This is a genomic window from Dietzia sp. Die43, from assembly GCF_024519835.1.
Lineage (GTDB): Bacteria > Actinomycetota > Actinomycetes > Mycobacteriales > Mycobacteriaceae > Dietzia > Dietzia kunjamensis.
This window is the reverse complement of record NZ_JALJRF010000010.1, coordinates 1-18001: the sequence shown is the minus strand read 5'-3', so window position 1 is coordinate 18001 and position 18001 is coordinate 1. Positions and strand designations below refer to the sequence as shown.

Sequence of the window (18001 nt, the reverse complement as noted above, 5' to 3'; positions counted from 1 at the left end):
CGACGAAAGGCCACACGTGTCACGCGACTACTACGGGACCCTCGGGGTCGATAGGGGCGCCTCGGAATCCGAGATCAAGCGCGCCTACCGCAAGCTCGCCCGGGAGCTCCACCCCGACGTCAACCCGTCGGACGAGGCGCGTGAGAAGTTCAGTGAGATCACCGCGATCTACGAGGTGCTCACCGACCCCGAGAAGCGCCGGGTCGTCGACATGGGCGGCGACCCGCTGGACTCCTCGCCCGGCGCCGGTTACGGCGGCGGCGGCTTCGGTGGTGGCTTCGGCAGCGGCGGCCTCGGTGACGTGTTCGAGGCCTTCTTCGGCGGCGGCGGGGGAGGCGGCGGCGGCCGCGGTCCGCGCAGCCGCGTGCAGCCCGGCTCGGACGCCCTCATCCGCGTGACCCTGGGCCTGGACGAGTGCGCCACCGGAGTCACCAAGGAGATCCAGGTCGACACCGCCGTGCTGTGCGAGAAGTGCCACGGCAAGGGGTCGGCCACGGACACGCCGCCAGCCACGTGTGGCATGTGTCAGGGCCAGGGCGAGATCCAGTCCGTCCAGCGGTCGCTGCTCGGCAACATCATGACCAGCCGCCCGTGCCCCACCTGCGCGGGCACCGGCGAGATCATCACCGACCCGTGCGGTGAGTGCACCGGCCAGGGCCGCGTCCGCAAGCGCCGCACCGTCTCGGCCAAGATCCCCGCCGGCGTCGGCGGCGGCATGCGCATCCGCCTGTCCGGGCAGGGTGAGGTCGGTCCCGGTGGCGGTCCCGCCGGCGACCTGTACATCGAGGTCAACGAGCGCAACCACCCGGTGTTCGTCCGCGACGGCGAGGACCTGCACTGCACCGTCCGCGTGCCCGTCGTCGACGCCATGCTGGGCGGCGAGGTCGAACTCGAGACCGTCGTGGGCGAGCCCCTGACGATCGACATCCCGTCCGGTACCCAGCCCGGTCACACCGTCACGCTGACCGGCCGTGGGATGCCCCGCGTGCGCGGCGGCGGCGCCGGCGACCTCACGGTCCACATGGAGGTCGTGGTCCCGGAGAAGCTGGACCGCAAGCGCCGCGACCTGGTCGAGCAGCTGCGCCGCCTCGACGGCGACTCGGCCGAGGTCGTCAACGAGGACACCGCCCGCCGCGGTGGCCTGTTCTCCCGCCTGCGCGACGCCGTCGCGGGGCACTGAGGCGCCCGTGACCCCGTCGTTGTTCCGGGCCGGGACGGTCCCCGGTGTCGGCGAGACACTGGTGCTCGACGGGCCGGAGGGCCGGCACGCCGGATCCGCGCTCCGCGTCCGGGTGGGGGAGGCCGTCCGGGTCGGTGACGGTCGGGGAGTGGTGGCGGACTGTGTGGTGATGACGACGAGTTCCGGCAGGGTCGAGGCGGAGGTCGTCACCCGGGTCGACGTCCCACGCCCCACCCCGGAGGTCACCGTCGTGCAGGCCCTGCCCAAGTCCGAGCGGTCCGAGCTGGCTGTCGAGCTGGCCACCGAGGCCGGAGCCGACCGGATCGTGCCGTGGCAGGCCGACCGCTGCGTGAGCCGCTGGACCGGCCCCAAGGTCGACAAGGGCCGCACCAAGTGGACCAACGCCGCCCGCGCCGCAGCCAAGCAGTCGCGGCGGGCGTGGGAGCCCGAGATCGGCGACCTCGTCGACTCGACCGCCCTCGCCGCCCTGGTCGCCTCCGAGGTCGACGCAGGTGCCCGCGTACTCGTCCTGCACGAGGACGGCGCCGCCGGTTTCGCCGACGCGGTCACCGCGGGCCCGCCGGCGACGCGGGTCCTCGTCGTCGTCGGCCCCGAGGGCGGGGTCTCCGACGCCGAACTCGACGCACTGACCGCGGCAGGCGCCCGGCCCGTCGTCCTGGGCCCGGAGGTGCTCCGCACCTCCACCGCCGCCACCGTGGCGCTGGCCGCACTCGGCGTTCTCACACCGAGATGGTCGCCCGCGGGGTCTACACTCGATCCAACCTCACCATGACACGGGAAGTGATCCACGTAAGCACCGCAGGAAGCGACAGCGCCACCGGAAACGACCGTCCCACCGGGAACGACCGGGATCCCGCCACGGCCACCGACACCGGTGGCGTCCGACGCGACACCGGCGACTCCTCCGCCCGCACGGCCGTCCAGCTGGACCCGGACCTGGCGATGGCGGTGCTCGGCACCGCCGACGCCAACCTCCGCGCCCTCGAGGACCTGCTCGACGCGGACCTGCACGTGCGGGGTGGCACCATGACCATCTCGGGCGATCCGCCCCACGTGGACCGTGCCTCCCGGGTCGTGTCCGACCTGCTGCGGCAGGCCCGCAGGGGAGTGGAGATCACCCCCGCCTCGGTGCGCCGCTCGGTGGAGATCCTCGCCGACTCGGGGCCGCTCACGCCCGAGGAGGTGCTCGGCACCGACGTCCTGTCGCGCCGCGGCGGCATGATCCGGCCCAAGACCCTCGGCCAGAAGCGATACGTCGACGCCATCGACGACCACACGATCGTGTTCGGACTGGGCCCCGCCGGCACCGGCAAGACCTACCTCGCCATGGCCAAGGCCGTCGCCGCGCTGCGCGCCAAGGAGGTCAGCCGCATCATCCTCACCCGGCCCGCGGTCGAGGCCGGTGAACGCCTGGGCTACCTGCCCGGCACCCTGCACGAGAAGATCGACCCGTACCTGCGGCCGCTGTACGACTCGCTGCACGACATGATGGACCCCGAGGCCATCCCGAAGCTCATGGCGGCCGGGGTGATCGAGGTGGCGCCGCTGGCGTACATGCGCGGGCGGACGCTCAACGACTCGTTCATCATCCTCGACGAGGCGCAGAACACCACGCCCGAGCAGATGAAGATGTTCCTCACGAGGCTCGGCTTCGGCTCGAAGATCGTCGTGACCGGGGACATCACGCAGATCGACCTCCCCGGCGGGCAGCGCTCGGGCCTGAAGGTCGTCCGCGACATCCTCACCGGGGTCGACGACATCCACTTCTCCGAACTCACCTCCCGCGACGTCATCCGCCACGCGCTGGTCGGGCGGATCGTCGACGCCTACGCCAAGCACGAAGCGCGCCTCGAACGAGGCGAGCGACCCACCATCCACAAGAACAGGGAGCAGCGCCGCCGATGAGCATCGAGGTCGCCAACGAGTCGGGCGTGGAGGTCGACGAGGCAGAACTCATCGACGTGGCCGCGTTCGTGATCGCCCGGATGGACGTCCACCCGGCCGCCGAACTGTCGATCACCCTCGTCGACAAGGACACGATGGCCGATCTCCACGTGACGTGGATGAACCTGCCCGGCCCCACCGACGTCATGAGCTTCCCCATGGATGAGCTCACGCCCGGAGGCCGACCCGACCTGCCCGAACCCGGACCGGCCATGCTCGGCGACATCGTCCTGTGCCCGGCGTTCGCCGCCGACCAGGCCGCCAGCTCCGGGCACCCCCTCGCCCACGAACTCGCGTTGCTCACCGTCCACGGGTGCCTGCACCTGCTGGGGTACGACCACGCGGAGCCCGCCGAGGAGCGGGAGATGTTCGGCCTCCAGAACGAACTGCTGGGCGAGTGGTACGACCACCGCGACGAGTCCCCGAGAGTGGACGCCTGAGACGTGGACACCACCATCCTCACGGCCGTCGCGGCCGTGGTGCTCATCCCCGTCGCCGGACTGTTCGCCGCCCTCGACGCCGCCCTGAGCACGGTCTCGGTGGCCCGCGTCGAGGAGATGGACAAGGAGAACCGTCACGGCGCGACGCGGTTGTCGAAGATGCTCGCCACCCGGCCGCGGTACATCAACGTCACCGTCCTGCTCCACATGCTGAGCCTGGTGGCCGCGGCGGTGTTGTTCACCGTCGTGTTCAACGACCTCATCGACTCCACGGGCTGGGCGCTGGCCGTCGCCGTCGTGGTGACCACCGTCGCCGCCTACATCGTGGCCGGGGTCGGACCCCGCACCCTCGGCCGACAACACGCCTACTCCCTCGCCCTGGGCGCCGCGACCCCGCTGACCGTGACCGGGTTCGTCCTGGGCCCCGTCGCCACCCTGCTCGTCGGCCTGGGCAACGCCGTCACCCCCGGCGGCGGTTTCCGCAACGGACCGTTCGCCTCCGAGATCGAGCTGCTCGAGATCGTCGACATGGCCCGCGAGCGCGGGGTCGTGGCCGACGACGAGTCCCGCATGATCCAGTCGGTGTTCGAACTCGGTGACACCACCGCGCGCGAGGTGATGACCCCGCGCACCGAGATGGTGTGGATCGAGTCGGACAAGACGGTCGGCCAGGCCGCGCGGCTCACCGTGAAGTCCGGGTACTCGCGTATCCCGGTGGTCGACGGGGACAACTCCGACGACGTGGTGGGCGTCGTCTACCTGCGCGACATCGTCGCCCGGCTCGACGACCCGGACGGGCGCGCCGCCCCGGTGGCCGACGTGATGCGCCCCGCGGTGTTCGTGCCCGACGCCAAGCGGATCGACGACCTGCTGGCCGAGATGCAGCGGGACCACAACCACCTGGCGATCCTCGTCGACGAGTACGGCGGGACCGCCGGGCTGGTCTCCATCGAGGACATCCTCGAGGAGATCGTCGGGGAGATCGTCGACGAGTACGACACCACCGAGGTGCCGCCCGTCGAGGATCTCGGTGACGGGCGCTACCGCCTGTCCGCCCGGCTCGGACTGGACGAGGTGGCCGAGCTGTTCGACGTCGAGTTCGCCGACGAGGTGACCGAGGAGGTCGAGACCCTGGGCGGGCTGCTCGCCCTGGAGCTCGGGCGCGTCCCGCTGCCCGGCGCGCACGTCGCGTCCACCGGGCTCGACCTGCGCGCCGAGGGCGGCCACGACCGGCGCGGACGGGTCAAGGTGGTCACCGTGGTGGCCGAGCGGACCGAGAAGAACGACGACAACGACGACGACCCCCAGCGCGAGGACAACCGATGAGCACTCCCGAGAACTTCCGTAGCGGGTTCGTCAGCTTCGTGGGCCGACCCAACACGGGCAAGTCCACCCTGACCAACGCGCTCGTGGGGGAGAAGATCGCCATCACCTCCTCGCGGCCGCAGACCACACGGCACGCGATCCGCGGGATCGTGCACCGGCCGGACGCCCAGATCATCCTGGTCGACACCCCCGGACTGCACCGCCCCCGCACCCTGCTCGGCGAGCGGCTCAACGCGCTGGTCGAGGACACCTACTCCGATGTCGACCTCATCGGCTTGTGCATCCCCGCCGGGGAGCGCATCGGCCCCGGGGACCGCTGGATCCTCGAGCAGGTCCGCAAGCTGTGCCCCACCACGCCGGTGCTCGGGCTGGTGACCAAGATCGACACCGTCTCCAAGAAGAAGGTCATGGAGCAGCTCGTGGCCGTATCGAAGTTCCTCGGACCGGACTCGGAGGTCGTCCCGGTGTCGGCCGCGTCCGGCGAGCAGGTCGACGTGGTGGCCGACGTCATCGCGACCCTGCTGCCCGAGGGGCCCCAGTTCTACCCCGACGACATCATCACCGAGGAGTCCGACGAGAGCCGCATGGCCGAGCTCATCCGCGAGGCGGCCCTCGAGGGCGTCCGCGACGAGCTGCCCCACTCGATCGCCGTGTCGATCGAGGAGATCCTGCCGCACGAGGGCCGCGACGACATGGTGGACGTCCACGCCACCGTGTACGTGGAACGACAGAGCCAGAAGTCGATCGTCCTGGGCAAGGGCGGCTCGCGGATGCGCGAGGTCGGCACCACCGCCCGGGCCGGCATCGAGAAGTTGCTCGGCACCAAGGTCTACCTCGACCTGCACGTCAAGGTCCTCAAGGAGTGGCAGCGCGACCCCAAGATGCTGGGACGCCTGGGCTTCTAGCCTCTCCACGGCTCTTGGCCCGTGGGACACTGGACACCTGAGCGCGCACGCACCCGCGTGCGCGCCCGCCCGGACATCGCCCCGGAAGGAGGCCCGGATGCATCCCTTCACCGACACGGGCCTCGTCGTGCGCACCTACGACCTCGGGGAAGCCGACCGGATCGTCACCCTGCTGACCGAGCGGCACGGGCTCGTCCGCGCCGTCGCCCGGGCCGTACGCCGCACCCGGTCCCGGATGGGCGCGAGCCTCGAGCCGTTCGCGGTGGTGGAGGTGCAGATCGCCCCGGGCCGTGGTCGCAGTGGGCTCGGGACCGTCCGCCAGGCCAGCAGTCGTGAGTCCCTGGCTCGTCCGCTGGTGGCGGACTACCCGGCGTACACCTCCGGGTGCGTGGTCCTGGAGACCGCCGAGCGCCTCGCGGGCGAGGAGGGGGCGCCCACCCCGCGGCTGCTCGGCCTCGCCGTGAACGCCCTGCGCTCCCTGGCCGAGCACCGCCGCGAGCCGGGCCTGGTGGCCGACGCGTTCCTCCTGCGCGCCATGTCCGCCTCCGGCTGGGAGCCCGTCCTGGACTGCTGCGTGCGTTGCGGCGTGGTGGGCCCGCACCGGGCCTTCCACGTCGCGTCCGGCGGGACCGTGTGCGTGCACTGCCGCCCGCAGGGATGCGCGATGCTCTCACCCGGCGTCGCCGAGCACCTGTCCGCGCTGTTGGCGGGGGAGTGGGACGCCGTCGGGGTGTCCTCGCCCGCCGTCGTGCGGCAGGCCTCCGGCATCGCCGCCGCACACCTGCAGTGGCATCTCGAACGAGACCTGCGCAGCCTGCCCCTGGTCGACCGCGGCACGGTCGGCCCCGTCGAGCCAGTAGAGGAGTCCCGTGCCCGGACTACCCAGATTTCGTAAGCGTCCCGCCCCGCGGTCGACCACGGTCCGGCCACCCACCCCGCACGCGTCGGGTGCCCGCCCGCCGGCCATCCCGGCCGAGTTCGTGCCGCGCCACGTCGCGCTGGTCATGGACGGCAACGGCCGCTGGGCGCAGGAGCGCGGTCTGCCCCGCACCGAGGGGCACAAGCGCGGCGAGGCCGTGCTCATGGACGTCGTGCAGGGCTGTATCGAGATGGGTATCCCGTACCTGTCCGCCTACGCCTTCTCGACCGAGAACTGGAAGCGCAGTCCCGAGGAGGTCCGATTCCTCATGGGCTTCAACCGGGACGTCCTGCGCCGCCGCCGGGACGAGATGCACTCGCTGGGGGTGCGGGTCCGGTGGGCGGGGCAGCGACCCCGGCTGTGGCGGTCGGTGATCTCGGAACTCGAGGAGGCCGAGGAGCTCACCCGCGACAACACGGTCATGACCCTGGCCATGTGCGTGAACTACGGGGGTCGCGCCGAGATCGTCGACGCCGCCCGCGACTTCGCCCGCCGCGTGGCCGCCGGCGAACTCTCGCCCGACGACCTGACGGAGGACAACTTCTCCCAGTTCCTCGACGAGCCGGACATGCCGGACGTGGACCTGTTCCTGCGGCCGTCCGGGGAGCTGCGCACGTCCAACTTCATGCTGTGGCAGGCCGCCTATGCCGAGTTCGTCTTCCAGGACACGCTGTTCCCGGACTTCGACCGCCGCGACCTGTGGGCGGCGTGCCTGGAGTACGCCGAGCGTGACCGGCGCTTCGGCGGCGTCACCAGCCCCTGACACTCGGACGCCCGGTCAGTCAGCCCGCCTGGCCCGCCGCGCACTCCGCGCACAGGCCGAACAGTTCGACGGTGTGGCTGACGTCGGTGAACCCGTGTGCCCGGCCCGCGCGGTGGGCCCACACCTCGACCCCCGGCTCCTCCACCTCCACGGTGAACCCGCATACGCGGCACACCAGGTGATGGTGGTGCGAGTCGGAGCACTTGCGGAAGATCAGTTCCCCGGAGTCGGTCCGCAGCACGTCGACGGCCTCCGCGTCGGCCATCGACTGCAGGGTCCGGTACACGGTGGTCAGCCCGATCGTGTCCCCGCGCTCACGGAGTTCGGCGTGCAGGTCTTGGGCGGAACGGAAGCCCTTGGACTCGTCGAGCAGAGCGGAGATCGCGCTGCGCTGTCGGGTCGACCGCACGCCGATCGGCTTGTCCGGTGTCGTCATGGATCTACTGCTCCCCGGCGTGCCCGACGGCCGCCTCGACGATGTCGAGCAGATGCTCGTCCAATAGTTCGTAGCGCATCTCCCGACCCTGCCGGTGGGAGGAGACCACGCCGGAGGACTTGAGGATGCGCAGGTGCTGACTGACCAGCGGCTGGGTGACGCCGAGTGCGTCGACCAACTCGTGCACGCACCGGGGACCGTCCCGGAGCTGCAGCACGATCGCGATACGCAGCGGGGCGGACAGGGCCCGGAGCAGTTCCCCGGCCGCGGACACCACCCGCTCGGGCGGCAGGGGGACCGGGGAGGCCCGGTGGTCGGCGTCGTGGACGTCCGTGACCGGGTCGGATCCGGTCGATCGGGGTCCGCTGTGCATCGTCTCCACCTTCCGGGCTCGCTCCCGGGCTCGGTCGCCGCCGGCGTCGTATCGGGTAGGGGACCCCAGTATCCCAGACCCGGGGGCCCGACCGGATACCCTGGTGAAAGTGCCCGGGCGCCGGCCCGCGCCGAGGTGGTCCATCCGACGCCTCCGCCAACCGACTCACCAAGGGAGAACCCCCGACGTGGCAGCCTCAGCTTCCGTCATCGACACCGTCGTCAACCTCTGCAAGCGCCGAGGACTGGTGTACCAGTGTGGCGAGATCTACGGCGGTACGCGCTCGGCGTGGGACTACGGCCCCCTGGGTGTGGAGCTCAAGGACAACATCAAGAAGCAGTGGTGGCGCACCTTCGTCACCGGCCGGGACGACGTGGTGGGCCTGGACTCGTCGATCATCCTGCCCCGCCAGGTGTGGCAGGCCTCCGGCCACGTCGAGACGTTCACCGACCCCCTGGTCGAGTGCAGGTCCTGCCACACCCGGCTGCGTCAGGACCATCTCCAGGAGGCGTACGCCGCCAAGAAGAAGCTGGATCACCCGACCGAGGCCCCGATGTCGGAGATCGCCTGCCCCAACTGCGGGAACAAGGGCCAGTGGACCGAGCCCCAGCTGTTCTCGGGCCTGATGAAGACCTTCCTCGGCCCCGTGGACAACGAGACCGGCCTGCACTACCTGCGTCCGGAGACCGCGCAGGGCATCTTCATCAACTACAAGAACGTCATGACCACCGCGCGTCGCAAGCCGCCGTTCGGTATCGGCCAGATCGGCAAGGCGTTCCGCAACGAGATCACCCCCGGCAACTTCATCTTCCGCACCCGCGAGTTCGAGCAGATGGAGATCGAGTACTTCGTCAAGCCCGACGAGGCGGACGAGTACTTCACGACGTGGGTCGAGGACTGCTGGGACTGGTTCGTGGACCTGGGGATCGACCCGCAGAACCTGCGTCGCTTCGACGTCCCCGAGGACGAGCGCGCCCACTACTCGGCGGGCACGATCGACTTCGAGTACAAGTTCGGGTTCTCCGGCAACGAGTGGGGCGAGCTCATGGGTATCGCCAACCGCACGGACTACGACCTCACGCAGCACCAGACCCACTCCGGTGAGGACCTGCAGTACTTCGACCAGGCCTCGGGCGAGAAGTACATCCCCTACGTCATCGAGCCGAGCTTCGGCCTGACCCGCTCGCTCATGGCGTTCCTCGTGGACGCCTACACGGAGGACGAGGCGCCCAACGCCAAGGGCGGAGTGGACACCCGGACGGTGCTCAAGCTCGACCGCCGGCTCGCGCCGGTCAAGGCCGCGGTGCTGCCGCTGTCGCGCAACGCGGACCTGTCGCCCAAGGCCCGTGATCTGGCGGCCCAGCTGCGCAAGAACTGGAACGTCGACTTCGACGACGCCCAGGCCATCGGTCGCCGCTACCGCCGCCACGACGAGATCGGCACCCCGTTCTGCATCACGGTCGACTTCGACACCCTGGAGGACCAGGCCGTGACCATCCGTGAGCGAGACACCATGGCGCAGGAGCGCGTGGCGATCGACCAGGTCGAGGGGTACCTCGCCCAGCGCCTGATCGGGTGCTGACGGACTCCCCTGGCACACTGGTCGGGTGAGAAGAACAACCCGGTCCCCGCTCCGTGCGGTGTCCAGGGCCGTCGGCTGGCTCCTGGCCATCGCACTGCTGTTGTGCCTGGTCATACCCGGATTCATCTCGTTCCGGGTGTGGTCCGTGGCGCGTGTCGACGATCGATCTCCGGCCGACGCGATCGTGGTGCTGGGCGCGGCGCAGTACAACGGCATCCCCACCCCCGTGTTCCAGGCCCGGCTGGAGCACGCGGCCCTGCTCTTCGAGGAGGGGGTCGCGCCCCAGGTCATCACGGTCGGTGGTAGCCAGCCGGGTGACCTGTACACGGAGGCCGGGTCGGGGCGGGCCTATCTGACCCGCCTCGGCGTGCCCCCGGAGGTGATCCTGGCGGTGGAGACCGGGACCAACACCGAGGGCAGTCTGGACGCCGCGGCCCAGACCGTGCGCGACCAGGGCGGGCAGTCGGTGGTGCTGGTCAGCGACCCCACGCACTCGTATCGCTCGCGCATGATGGCGCGGGACGCGGGGCTGGACGCGTGGACCTCGCCGACCCGCCACGGGCCGGCGGTGTGGACCCGGGAGAACCAGATCATGGGGATCATCCGGGAGACGGGCGCGGTGCTCTGGTACCAGTACCACCGGCTCGCCGGGAGCAGTGTGGACTTCCCGGACTGAACCGCCGGGGCGGGTCGCGCGTGCGGATGCGGCCTGCCGCAGGGATGACGGGGCGGTGACGCCCGGAGGAGAAGTGGATGACGGGATACGCGTACGACGCCGCGGACGCCGAGCGCCGGGTCGACGAGGGTTCCGGCCGCGCCCGCGGGAAGGCGAGCGAACGCAGCCCGTTCGACCGGGACCGCGCCCGCGTCCTGCATTCGGCCGCATTGCGCCGACTCGCCGACAAGACCCAGGTGGTCGGCCCCGGGGACGGCGACACCCCGCGGACCCGCCTCACCCATTCGCTCGAGGTCGCCCAGATCTCCCGCAGTATCGCGGCCGGGCTGGGGAGCGACCCGGACCTGGCGGACCTGGCGGGCCTGAGCCACGACATCGGACACCCGCCCTACGGCCACAACGGCGAGCGGGCGCTGGACGAGGTCGCGCGCGGGTTCGGCGGCTACGAGGGCAACGCTCAGACCGTACGGATCCTGTCGCGGCTCGAGCCCAAGGTCGTCGACGCCTCCGGCCGTGGGGTGGGGTTGAACCTCACCCGCGCCGCGCTGGACGCGGCCACCAAGTACCCGTGGCTGCCGCGGGAGGGGACGCGGAAGTTCGGCGCCTACGCCGATGACGCGGACACCCTCGCGTGGATCCGGCAGGGCGCTCCCGGGGACACCCGGTGCCTCGAGGCCCAGATCATGGACTTCTCCGACGACGTTGCCTATTCGGTCCACGATGTCGAAGACGCGATCGTCGCCGGCCGGCTGGACCTGCGCTCGCTGTCCGACCGGTCGGAGGTCGCGGCGCTCGCGGAACTGGGCGCGGAGGAGTTCCGCGGTCCGGACGCCGATCAGCTGGAGCAGGCCGCCGGGCGTCTCGGTGCGCTCGAGGTGGTCCGCGCCGTGCAGCCGTTCTCCGAGAGCTTCACCGGGTTCGTGGCGCTCAAGGCCCTGACCAGTGAGCTGGTGGGCCGGTTCGTCATGCCCGCCATCCACGCCACCCGCGAGGTGCACGGGGCCAGGCCGCACGGCCGCTACAGCGCGGGTCTCGAGGTGCCGGTGGAAGTCGAGGCCGAGGTGGTGATGCTCAAGACGATGGCGGTGCGCTACGTCATGAGCGACCCCGGCCACCGCCTCCGGCAGGACCGCCAGCGGGACCGGATCCATCGGGTGGCGGAGTTCCTCGCCCAGTCCGCGCCCGCGGGCCTCGACCCGGTCCTCCGCCCGCTGTGGGATTCGGCGCCGGACGACGCCGCGCGGATGCGGGTGATCGTCGACCAGATCGCCCTGTACACCGAGAGCCGGCTCGAGCGGGTCGACCGGGCGAGCGCCGGCATCCAGGCCGCCTGGGGCTGAGCCGCCCGCCCTCGGCGCCCGTCAACCGACCGCGCGCACGACCTCGCCGACCAGCCGGTCCACGCCCACCGCGTCGAGGGTCGAGCCGGGGGAGAAGCCGGTGCGGACCACCACGAGATCGGCCGAGGGGACCACCACGACGTACTGCCCGTCGTGCCCGGAGGCCCAGAACGCGTCGGTCGGCATGTCCGTGAACCGGAGCGGGGTCCCGTCACCGGCCGTGTTCAGCCACCACTGGGCGCCGTACGGTTCGGGCTCGCCGCCCGCCGGGACCCCGGTCGTCGCGTAATCCATCCACCCCGCGGGCAGCAGCCGCTGTCCGTCCACCTCGCCGTCGTCGAGCACGAACTGACCGAACCGCGCCCAGTCGCGCGGGCTCGCCCACAGGTACGAACTACACACCGACCCGCCCGAGGCGTCGGCCTCGAGGACGGCGCTGCGCATCCCGAGCGGGCGGAAGAGCAGTTCCGCGGCCATCTCCGGCCCCAGCCCGGTGCGTTCGTGCAGCAGGTCGCAGACGATGTTGCTCGTGCCGGACGAGTACTGGCGGAACTCGCCGGGGGCGTGGGCGGCCGGTTGGGAGGCGGCGAAGGCGGCCATGTCGGGTTCGAGGAACAGCATCCGGGTGATGGGTGTGCCCAGGTCGTACTCCTCGTCCCAGTCGAGGCCGGAGGTCATGCGCAGCAGGTGGTCCAGCGAGATCTGCGACCGCTCGTCGGTCCATTCGGGGCGCAGGCCGGTGGTGGCGGGGTCGAGGTCGGCGTCGCGGAACTCGACCTGCGCGCGCCCCACCAGGGTGGCGGCGACGCTCTTGGCCATGGACCAGCCGAGCTGGCGGGTGTCGGGGCCGAAACCGTCGGCGTACCGCTCGCCGAGGATCTCGCCGCGATGGACGACGACGAGGCCCCGCGTCCCCTCCTGCGCCGCGGCCTCATCCAGTGCCGACGAGACCTCGTCCGGTGCGTCGGACGCCTCTGCCAGGCGGATGCCCTGAGGGCCATCCCCGCGCAGCGGCGGGGGCGGCTCACTGCCCTGCGATCCCGCCGCGCGGTCACCGAGGGCACAGCCGTGCTCGGAGACGTGGGCGGTCTGCCGGAAGCCCACCCCCAGCACCGAGGCGGTCGCGGTCCCGGCCTCCTCGTCGACCGATGTCCGCATGACGGGCACCAGCGGATTGGGCGGGAGGTCGGTGTCGTAGTCCTCGCGGCCCACGAGGTAGTGCAGGGCGCAGGCGTTGTGGGCGGCGTACCCGGTGCCGGTGAGCAGCATCGGCCGGTACCAGACGCCCACCGCGACCACGGCTGCGACGAGGAGCGCGACCACCGCGACCACCGCGATGAGAACTTTCCGACGACGTGTCATGGGGTCAGAACCGCCCGCCCGCGCCGCCACCGCCGAAGCCGCCGCCACCGCCTCCGAAGCCACCGCCGAATCCGCCACCGAGGCCGCCGCCGCCGAAGCCGCGGGCGGATCCGAAACCGCCACCGCCGCCGCGGAGCATCCCCTGGATGAGCGCGCCGGCGACCATGCCGCCGACCATCGCGCCGGTGTTGGACCCGCGCCGTCCGCCGCGTCCGTACGGGCCGCCCCGGCCGCCGTACCCGCCGTAGCCGCCGGAGTACTGGGGCCGGGAGGCGTCGCTCTGCGCGAGACGGAGCGCCTCGCGGGCGAGGTTGAGCGCGCGCTCGGCGGCAGGGAACGCGGCCGGGCCGACCGTGCCCTCGGCGGTCGCCAGCGAGCTCTTCGCGGCCGCGAGGCGCGTGCGGGCGGCCTGGCCGATCACGTACGAGCGGCTGCCGATGAAGTCGTCGGCCTCGCGGACCGCCCCCGCGGCGCGGGTGATCGCGGCCCGGCGGGCGGCACGGGCGCGGTTGGCGGCCTCGGCCTCGTGCCCGGCGGCGGCCAGGGCCTCGTCGAGGTCGCGGTCCACGTCGATGAGGTGGGAGAAGGTCCCCAGCGGATCGGTCTGACCGTCGCGGCGGGCCGCGTCGACCGCCTCGCGCGCCGCGGCGGCCACCTGCGTGAGGGTCTGGCTGGAGGTGTCACTGACGTCGGTCGACGCCAGCAGCCGCGAGGCCATGGTCAGTTCCTCCTCGACCTCCTCGATCAGCGGGTCGAGGTCGCGGCGCGCGGTCGCGATGTCGTCGGCGGCGTGTTCGACGCCGTTGACCAGCTTCTCGGCCCGGGACAGCTCGCCTTCGGCGGAGGTGATGGCGTCCACGGCCTCGCCCTGTTCGCCCACCGGCCGGGCCAGTGCCGCGCGGGCGCGGACGGTCTCGCCTTCCGCGGCGTCGAGCAGTTCACCGGCCAGCGAGAGGTTGTCGGAGATGGAGGAGAGCACGGCCGACGGGAACCGCTCGCGCAGGTCCGCCATGGTCTTCTCGGCCTCGGGGAGCCGGGCGCGCAGGGAGACCGCGCGGCGGGTGAGCGTGTCGACGGAGGCGGCGCCGTTGATGAGCAGGTCGCGCATCTCGGCGAAGGCCGTGGCCTGTCCCTCGAGGCCGCGTTCGGCGCGTTCGGCGCGGGCGGCCACCTCGAGCAGCATGGCCTTGCGCTGGTCGGGCGTCTCGGGGATGTCGTCGTCGAGCCGCTGGACGAGTGCGTGCGCGGCGGCGACCTCGGCTCGTGCCGAGTCGAGCGCGGAGCGGAACGGCCGGGTACGCAGCTCGCCGAACTCGCCTGCGGCGGTCTCGAGGGCGTCCGTGGAGGCGTCCACCGACTGGTCGGCATCGGCCAACCCGGAGCGGGCGCGCGCGTCGAGGACCTCCACCGGCAGGGCGGACATTCGGGCGGTGTCGTCGCCGGGGATGTCGCGGGCGTCCTCGGCCTGCCTGGCCGTCCGCGTGGCGCGGCGCCGGCGGGCGAACAGGACCACGGCCGCGACGAGGGCGATGATCACCACGATGATGGCCAGGATGGCGAACGGCGAGATCTCCGAGCCGGAGCCCTGGCGTTCGAGCCCGTCGGCCGCGCCGGTGACGGCGCCGGCCCAGTCGCCGGCGGCGAGGCGCGGTTCGATGTCGCGGTCGGCGATCTCTTGCGCGGTCAGCTGATCGGCAGTGGGCGAGGCCTCGGGGTCGTCGAACTCGAACCAGTACCTGCCCTCGTCCACGGCCACCACGAGCAGTGCGTCGGACGCGCCCAGGTCGGACAGTTCCCGGGTCTGCTGCGTCCACTGCTCGACCGGGATGCCGTCGAGGGTGTCGACGAACGTCACCCACAGCTGGATCTGGTCGGTCGAGCGCAGTTCGGCCAGTCTGCTCTCCACCTCGGGGGTGTCGCCGCCGAGGACCCCCGCGGAGTCGGTGAGCTGCTGCTGCAGGTTCGACGGGGGCTCGGCGGAGGCGCCGGGGGCGGCCCACACCAGCGCGAAGGCCAGGAACGCGACCACCGTCGCGAGCGCTGTCACCGGGGCCTGGCTGAACCGGGAACGGGGTCGCCGGGCGGCGGCGGGCGGGAGTTGGGCGGCGATCATGGCCCCAGCGTATCGGCCCCGAACAGGGGGCACGCCGGTCCTCGCCGGAGGCGGCTACTCTGGGCGTCATGGCAGGGCGGATTCCGGAGCAGGACATCGCCGCGATCCGCGAACGCACCCGTATCGAGGAGATCGTCGGCGAGTACGTCGCGCTCAAACCAGGTGGCGCGGACTCGCTCAAGGGGCTGTCCCCGTTCAAGGACGAGAAGACCCCCTCGTTCCACGTGCGTCCGCAGCACGGCTACTTCCACTGTTTCTCGACGGGTGAGGGTGGCGACGTCTTCGCGTTCCTCATGAAGATGGAGCACATCAGCTTCGTCGAGGCGGTGGAGCAGCTGGCCGACCGGCTGGGCTACCGCATCTCCTACGAGGGTGGCGGGCAGGTCATCCAGCGCGATCGCGGCACGCGGTCCCGGCTGGCGCAGGCCAACGCGGCCGCGCAGAAGTTCTACGCCGAGCGGTTGGCGCAGGACCCGGAGGCGGAGACGGCGCGCACCTTCCTCACCGACCGCGGGTTCGACATGACCCAGGCCCAGCACTTCGGCTGTGGATACGCGCCCGCCGGCTGGGACACCATGAGCAAGCACCTCATGCGCCAGGGGTTCGAGCCCAAGGAGCTGGAGGCGGCCGGGCTGTCCAAGACGAGTTCGCGTGGCACCCTCATCGACCGTTTCCACCGCCGGTTGCTGTGGCCCATCCGCAATCTCGGCGGTGAGGTGATCGGGTTCGGCGCGCGCAAGCTGTTCGAGGACGACACGCTGGGCAAGTACATGAACACGCCCGAGACGATGCTCTACAAGAAGTCGCAGGTGCTTTTCGGTCTGGACCTGTCCAAGCGGGAGATCGCCTCGCAGCGCCGCGCGGTCGTGGTCGAGGGGTACACTGACGTCATGGCCATGCACGCGGCCGGCGTCACGACCGCGGTCGCCGCGTGTGGCACCGCGTTCGGCGAGGACCACCTGTCGACGCTGAGGCGCCTGATGTTGGACGACAACTACTTCCGCGGCGAGATCATCTACACCTTCGACGGTGACGAGGCCGGCAAGAAGGCCGCGCTCCGGGCGTTCTCGGGGGATCAGCAGTTCTCCGGCCGGACGTTCGTGGCGGTGGCCCCGCCGGGGACGGATCCGTGCGACCTGCGTCAGAACAAGGGCGACGCGGCGGTGCGGGATCTCGTGTCCGCGCGGGTGCCGATGTTCGAGTTCGCGATCCGCTCGATGCTCGAGGACTACGACCTCGACCACGCCGAGGGGCGTGTGGAGGCACTGCGTCGCACGGTGCCGGTGGTGGCGGACATCCGCGATTCGACGCTGCGTGACGAGTACGCTCGCCAGCTCGCCGGCTGGGTCGGCTGGGACGACCCGGCGACGGTGGTGCGCCGCGTCCGCGAGGAGGCGCGCAAGAAGGGCCGCGCGCGGTCGGCAGGGTCGGGTCCCGGGTTGCGCAAGCGTGCCCCCGGTGGACCGGGCGGGGGAGCCCGACCGGGGTGGGACACCGCCGAGCGTGGGGGCGGCGCGGGTCGTGGACGTGGGGGATACGACGACGACGAGGCCGGCGGCCGCGCAGCTCCGCAGACGCCGGAGGTGCCGGCGGGCGTGCCCATCCCCGCCGCCGCGGACCCGGTGCTGTGGCCCCAGCGGGAGGCCGTGAAGGCGGCCCTGCAGTACCCGGGGCTGGCCGGGCCGCTCTTCGACTCGCTGCCGGAGGAGTGCTACACCCACCCCGCCTATGCCACGATCGCGCAGGCGCTGTCGAAGGCTGGGGGGTGCGCGGCCGGCAAGAGCGGCGCGAACTGGGTCTCCGAGGTCTCCGAGGGGCTGGGCGACGACGGGCTGCGCCGACTGGTCGGGAGCCTCGCGGTGGAGACGCTGCGCGTGTCCGAGGAGGCGTTGCCCCGCTACATCTCCGGTGTCCTGGCGCGTCTGCAGGAGGTGTGGGTCTCGGGTCAGATCGCGGACCTCAAGTCCAAGGTGCAGCGGATGAGCCCCGCCGAGGACCCGGAGGGTTATTCCGCGTTGTTCGGTGATCTGGTGGCTCTGGAGGAGTACCGGCGCGGCCTGTTGAACCAGGCGGTCGGCGCTACTCCGGATATCGCCTGACCAGCCGATTTGGTTCGTCGGCCTGCGGCGCACTAAGGTGAGTTCTCGGTATCCGGCATCACCGCCGGGCGCCAGCAGTGATCCCCCATAGCTCAATTGGCAGAGCATTCGACTGTTAATCGAAGGGTTATTGGTTCGAGTCCAATTGGGGGAGCTCAGCAACCAGGTCAGTGGCTTCCGAGCCACTGACCTGGTCTGCATTTCAGGGTGGTCAGCCGGGTGGGGCGTGCAGGGTGGGCCGGTAGATCAGCTCCTGGATCCGGCCGTCGAGGGTACGGCTCTCGAGCAGCTCGAGGTCACACTCCGCTCCCCCCACGGCCCGGGACACTCTCGCCCGGCTCTGCGACGAGGTCGCGGTCGAGCACACCTCGGCGTCCGATTCCGGGCGTACGGTCCGCGTCTCGGCCGTCCACCGCGTGGGCGTTCTGCCGGTGGGCGAGGTCGCGGTGGTGGTGGTCGCCGTGGCGCCGCATCGGGCCGAGGCGTTCGCGGCGTGTTCGGAGCTCATCGAGCGTCTCAAGC

At 71.6% G+C, this 18001-nt stretch carries 16 protein-coding genes, 1 tRNA gene and 2 pseudogenes; 14 read left to right on the top strand and 5 right to left on the bottom strand.

Annotated features, from left to right (window positions below):
- The first annotated feature begins 16 nt into the window (after positions 1-16).
- From dnaJ to NR111_RS09830, 8 genes are all read left to right on the top strand, one after another.
- Positions 17-1180, top strand: a complete 1164-nt coding sequence (gene dnaJ / locus NR111_RS09865) for a molecular chaperone DnaJ (protein ID WP_119192828.1) — start codon at positions 17-19, stop codon at positions 1178-1180.
- Between the two features lie 7 nt (positions 1181-1187).
- Positions 1188-1973, top strand: coding sequence for a 16S rRNA (uracil(1498)-N(3))-methyltransferase (locus tag NR111_RS09860; protein WP_256820676.1), 786 nt, complete (start codon positions 1188-1190; stop codon positions 1971-1973).
- Between the two features lie 8 nt (positions 1974-1981).
- A complete protein-coding gene (locus tag NR111_RS09855; protein WP_374210708.1) occupies positions 1982-3106 on the top strand; it encodes a PhoH family protein in 1125 nt (374 codons plus the stop codon).
- A complete protein-coding gene (gene ybeY / locus NR111_RS09850) occupies positions 3103-3585 on the top strand; it encodes an rRNA maturation RNase YbeY (protein WP_007626431.1) in 483 nt (160 codons plus the stop codon). The genes NR111_RS09855 and ybeY overlap by 4 nt, the downstream gene beginning before the upstream one ends.
- A gap of 3 nt (positions 3586-3588) precedes the next feature.
- A complete protein-coding gene (locus tag NR111_RS09845) occupies positions 3589-4911 on the top strand; it encodes a hemolysin family protein (protein ID WP_256820674.1) in 1323 nt (440 codons plus the stop codon).
- Positions 4908-5816 (top strand): GTPase Era, encoded by a 909-nt coding sequence (gene era / locus NR111_RS09840; RefSeq protein ID WP_069389266.1) that lies wholly within the window; start codon positions 4908-4910, stop codon positions 5814-5816. Before NR111_RS09845 ends, era begins: the two co-directional genes overlap by 4 nt.
- Before the next feature lie 97 nt (positions 5817-5913).
- A complete protein-coding gene (gene recO / locus NR111_RS09835) occupies positions 5914-6711 on the top strand; it encodes a DNA repair protein RecO (protein WP_096905746.1) in 798 nt (265 codons plus the stop codon).
- Positions 6686-7498, top strand: coding sequence for an isoprenyl transferase (locus tag NR111_RS09830; protein ID WP_119192831.1), 813 nt, complete (start codon positions 6686-6688; stop codon positions 7496-7498). Before recO ends, NR111_RS09830 begins: the two co-directional genes overlap by 26 nt.
- A gap of 19 nt (positions 7499-7517) precedes the next feature.
- On the opposite strand, the gene NR111_RS09825 is transcribed toward NR111_RS09830, so the two are convergent.
- The gene (locus tag NR111_RS09825; RefSeq protein ID WP_067719609.1) at positions 7518-7934 is read right to left on the bottom strand and encodes a Fur family transcriptional regulator; all 417 of its coding nucleotides are present in this window, start codon (positions 7932-7934) and stop codon (positions 7518-7520) included.
- Between the two features lie 4 nt (positions 7935-7938).
- Positions 7939-8307 (bottom strand): helix-turn-helix transcriptional regulator, encoded by a 369-nt coding sequence (locus NR111_RS09820; protein ID WP_067719606.1) that lies wholly within the window; start codon positions 8305-8307, stop codon positions 7939-7941.
- Between the two features lie 187 nt (positions 8308-8494).
- Between NR111_RS09820 and NR111_RS09815 the strand changes: the two genes are divergently transcribed.
- The 3 genes from NR111_RS09815 to NR111_RS09805 all read left to right on the top strand — a co-directional run bounded on the left by NR111_RS09815 (position 8495) and on the right by NR111_RS09805 (position 11905).
- Positions 8495-9889 (top strand): glycine--tRNA ligase, encoded by a 1395-nt coding sequence (locus NR111_RS09815; protein WP_256820669.1) that lies wholly within the window; start codon positions 8495-8497, stop codon positions 9887-9889.
- Between the two features lie 58 nt (positions 9890-9947).
- Complete coding sequence (locus NR111_RS09810; RefSeq protein ID WP_256820742.1) at positions 9948-10565, top strand: YdcF family protein; 618 nt, start codon at positions 9948-9950, stop codon at positions 10563-10565.
- 77 nt (positions 10566-10642) lie between these two features.
- Positions 10643-11905, top strand: a complete 1263-nt coding sequence (locus NR111_RS09805; RefSeq protein ID WP_067719597.1) for a deoxyguanosinetriphosphate triphosphohydrolase — start codon at positions 10643-10645, stop codon at positions 11903-11905.
- A 21-nt stretch (positions 11906-11926) separates the two neighbouring features.
- Here the strand turns inward: NR111_RS09805 and NR111_RS09800 are convergent, their stop codons facing one another.
- Both NR111_RS09800 and NR111_RS18520 read right to left on the bottom strand, forming a co-directional pair.
- A complete protein-coding gene (locus NR111_RS09800; RefSeq protein ID WP_067719914.1) occupies positions 11927-13267 on the bottom strand; it encodes a serine hydrolase in 1341 nt (446 codons plus the stop codon).
- Positions 13268-13271: 4 nt separating this feature from the next.
- Complete coding sequence (locus NR111_RS18520; protein ID WP_067719594.1) at positions 13272-15380, bottom strand: YgcG family protein; 2109 nt, start codon at positions 15378-15380, stop codon at positions 13272-13274.
- A 68-nt stretch (positions 15381-15448) separates the two neighbouring features.
- Here NR111_RS18520 and dnaG point away from each other — a divergent pair, with 68 nt between their 5' ends.
- On the top strand, positions 15449-17479 hold the full coding sequence (dnaG, locus tag NR111_RS09790; RefSeq protein WP_067719591.1) for a DNA primase: 2031 nt from the start codon (positions 15449-15451) through the stop codon (positions 17477-17479).
- A gap of 81 nt (positions 17480-17560) precedes the next feature.
- A tRNA-Asn gene (locus NR111_RS09785) sits at positions 17561-17633 on the top strand.
- Positions 17634-17690: 57 nt separating this feature from the next.
- Here the strand turns inward: NR111_RS09785 and NR111_RS09780 are convergent.
- Positions 17691-17792: pseudogene (locus NR111_RS09780) on the bottom strand (deaminase); the annotation flags it as partial.
- A 52-nt stretch (positions 17793-17844) separates the two neighbouring features.
- Here NR111_RS09780 and NR111_RS09775 point away from each other — a divergent pair.
- Positions 17845-18001 (top strand): annotated as a pseudogene (locus NR111_RS09775) (molybdenum cofactor biosynthesis protein MoaE); the annotation flags it as partial.

Bases quoted from the DNA above. Each gene is read 5' to 3' on its own strand.
- NR111_RS09800 (WP_067719914.1), bottom strand. From the start codon at position 13,267: ATGACACGTCGTCGGAAAGTTCTCATCGCGGTGGTCGCGGTGGTCGCG.
- era (WP_069389266.1), top strand. From the start codon at position 4,908: ATGAGCACTCCCGAGAACTTCCGTAGCGGGTTCGTCAGCTTCGTGGGC.
- NR111_RS09825 (WP_067719609.1), bottom strand. From the start codon at position 7,934: ATGACGACACCGGACAAGCCGATCGGCGTGCGGTCGACCCGACAGCGC.
- NR111_RS18520 (WP_067719594.1), bottom strand. From the start codon at position 15,380: ATGATCGCCGCCCAACTCCCGCCCGCCGCCGCCCGGCGACCCCGTTCC.
- recO (WP_096905746.1), top strand. From the start codon at position 5,914: ATGCATCCCTTCACCGACACGGGCCTCGTCGTGCGCACCTACGACCTC.
- NR111_RS09820 (WP_067719606.1), bottom strand. From the start codon at position 8,307: ATGCACAGCGGACCCCGATCGACCGGATCCGACCCGGTCACGGACGTC.
- ybeY (WP_007626431.1), top strand. From the start codon at position 3,103: ATGAGCATCGAGGTCGCCAACGAGTCGGGCGTGGAGGTCGACGAGGCA.
- NR111_RS09805 (WP_067719597.1), top strand. From the start codon at position 10,643: ATGACGGGATACGCGTACGACGCCGCGGACGCCGAGCGCCGGGTCGAC.
- dnaG (WP_067719591.1), top strand. From the start codon at position 15,449: ATGGCAGGGCGGATTCCGGAGCAGGACATCGCCGCGATCCGCGAACGC.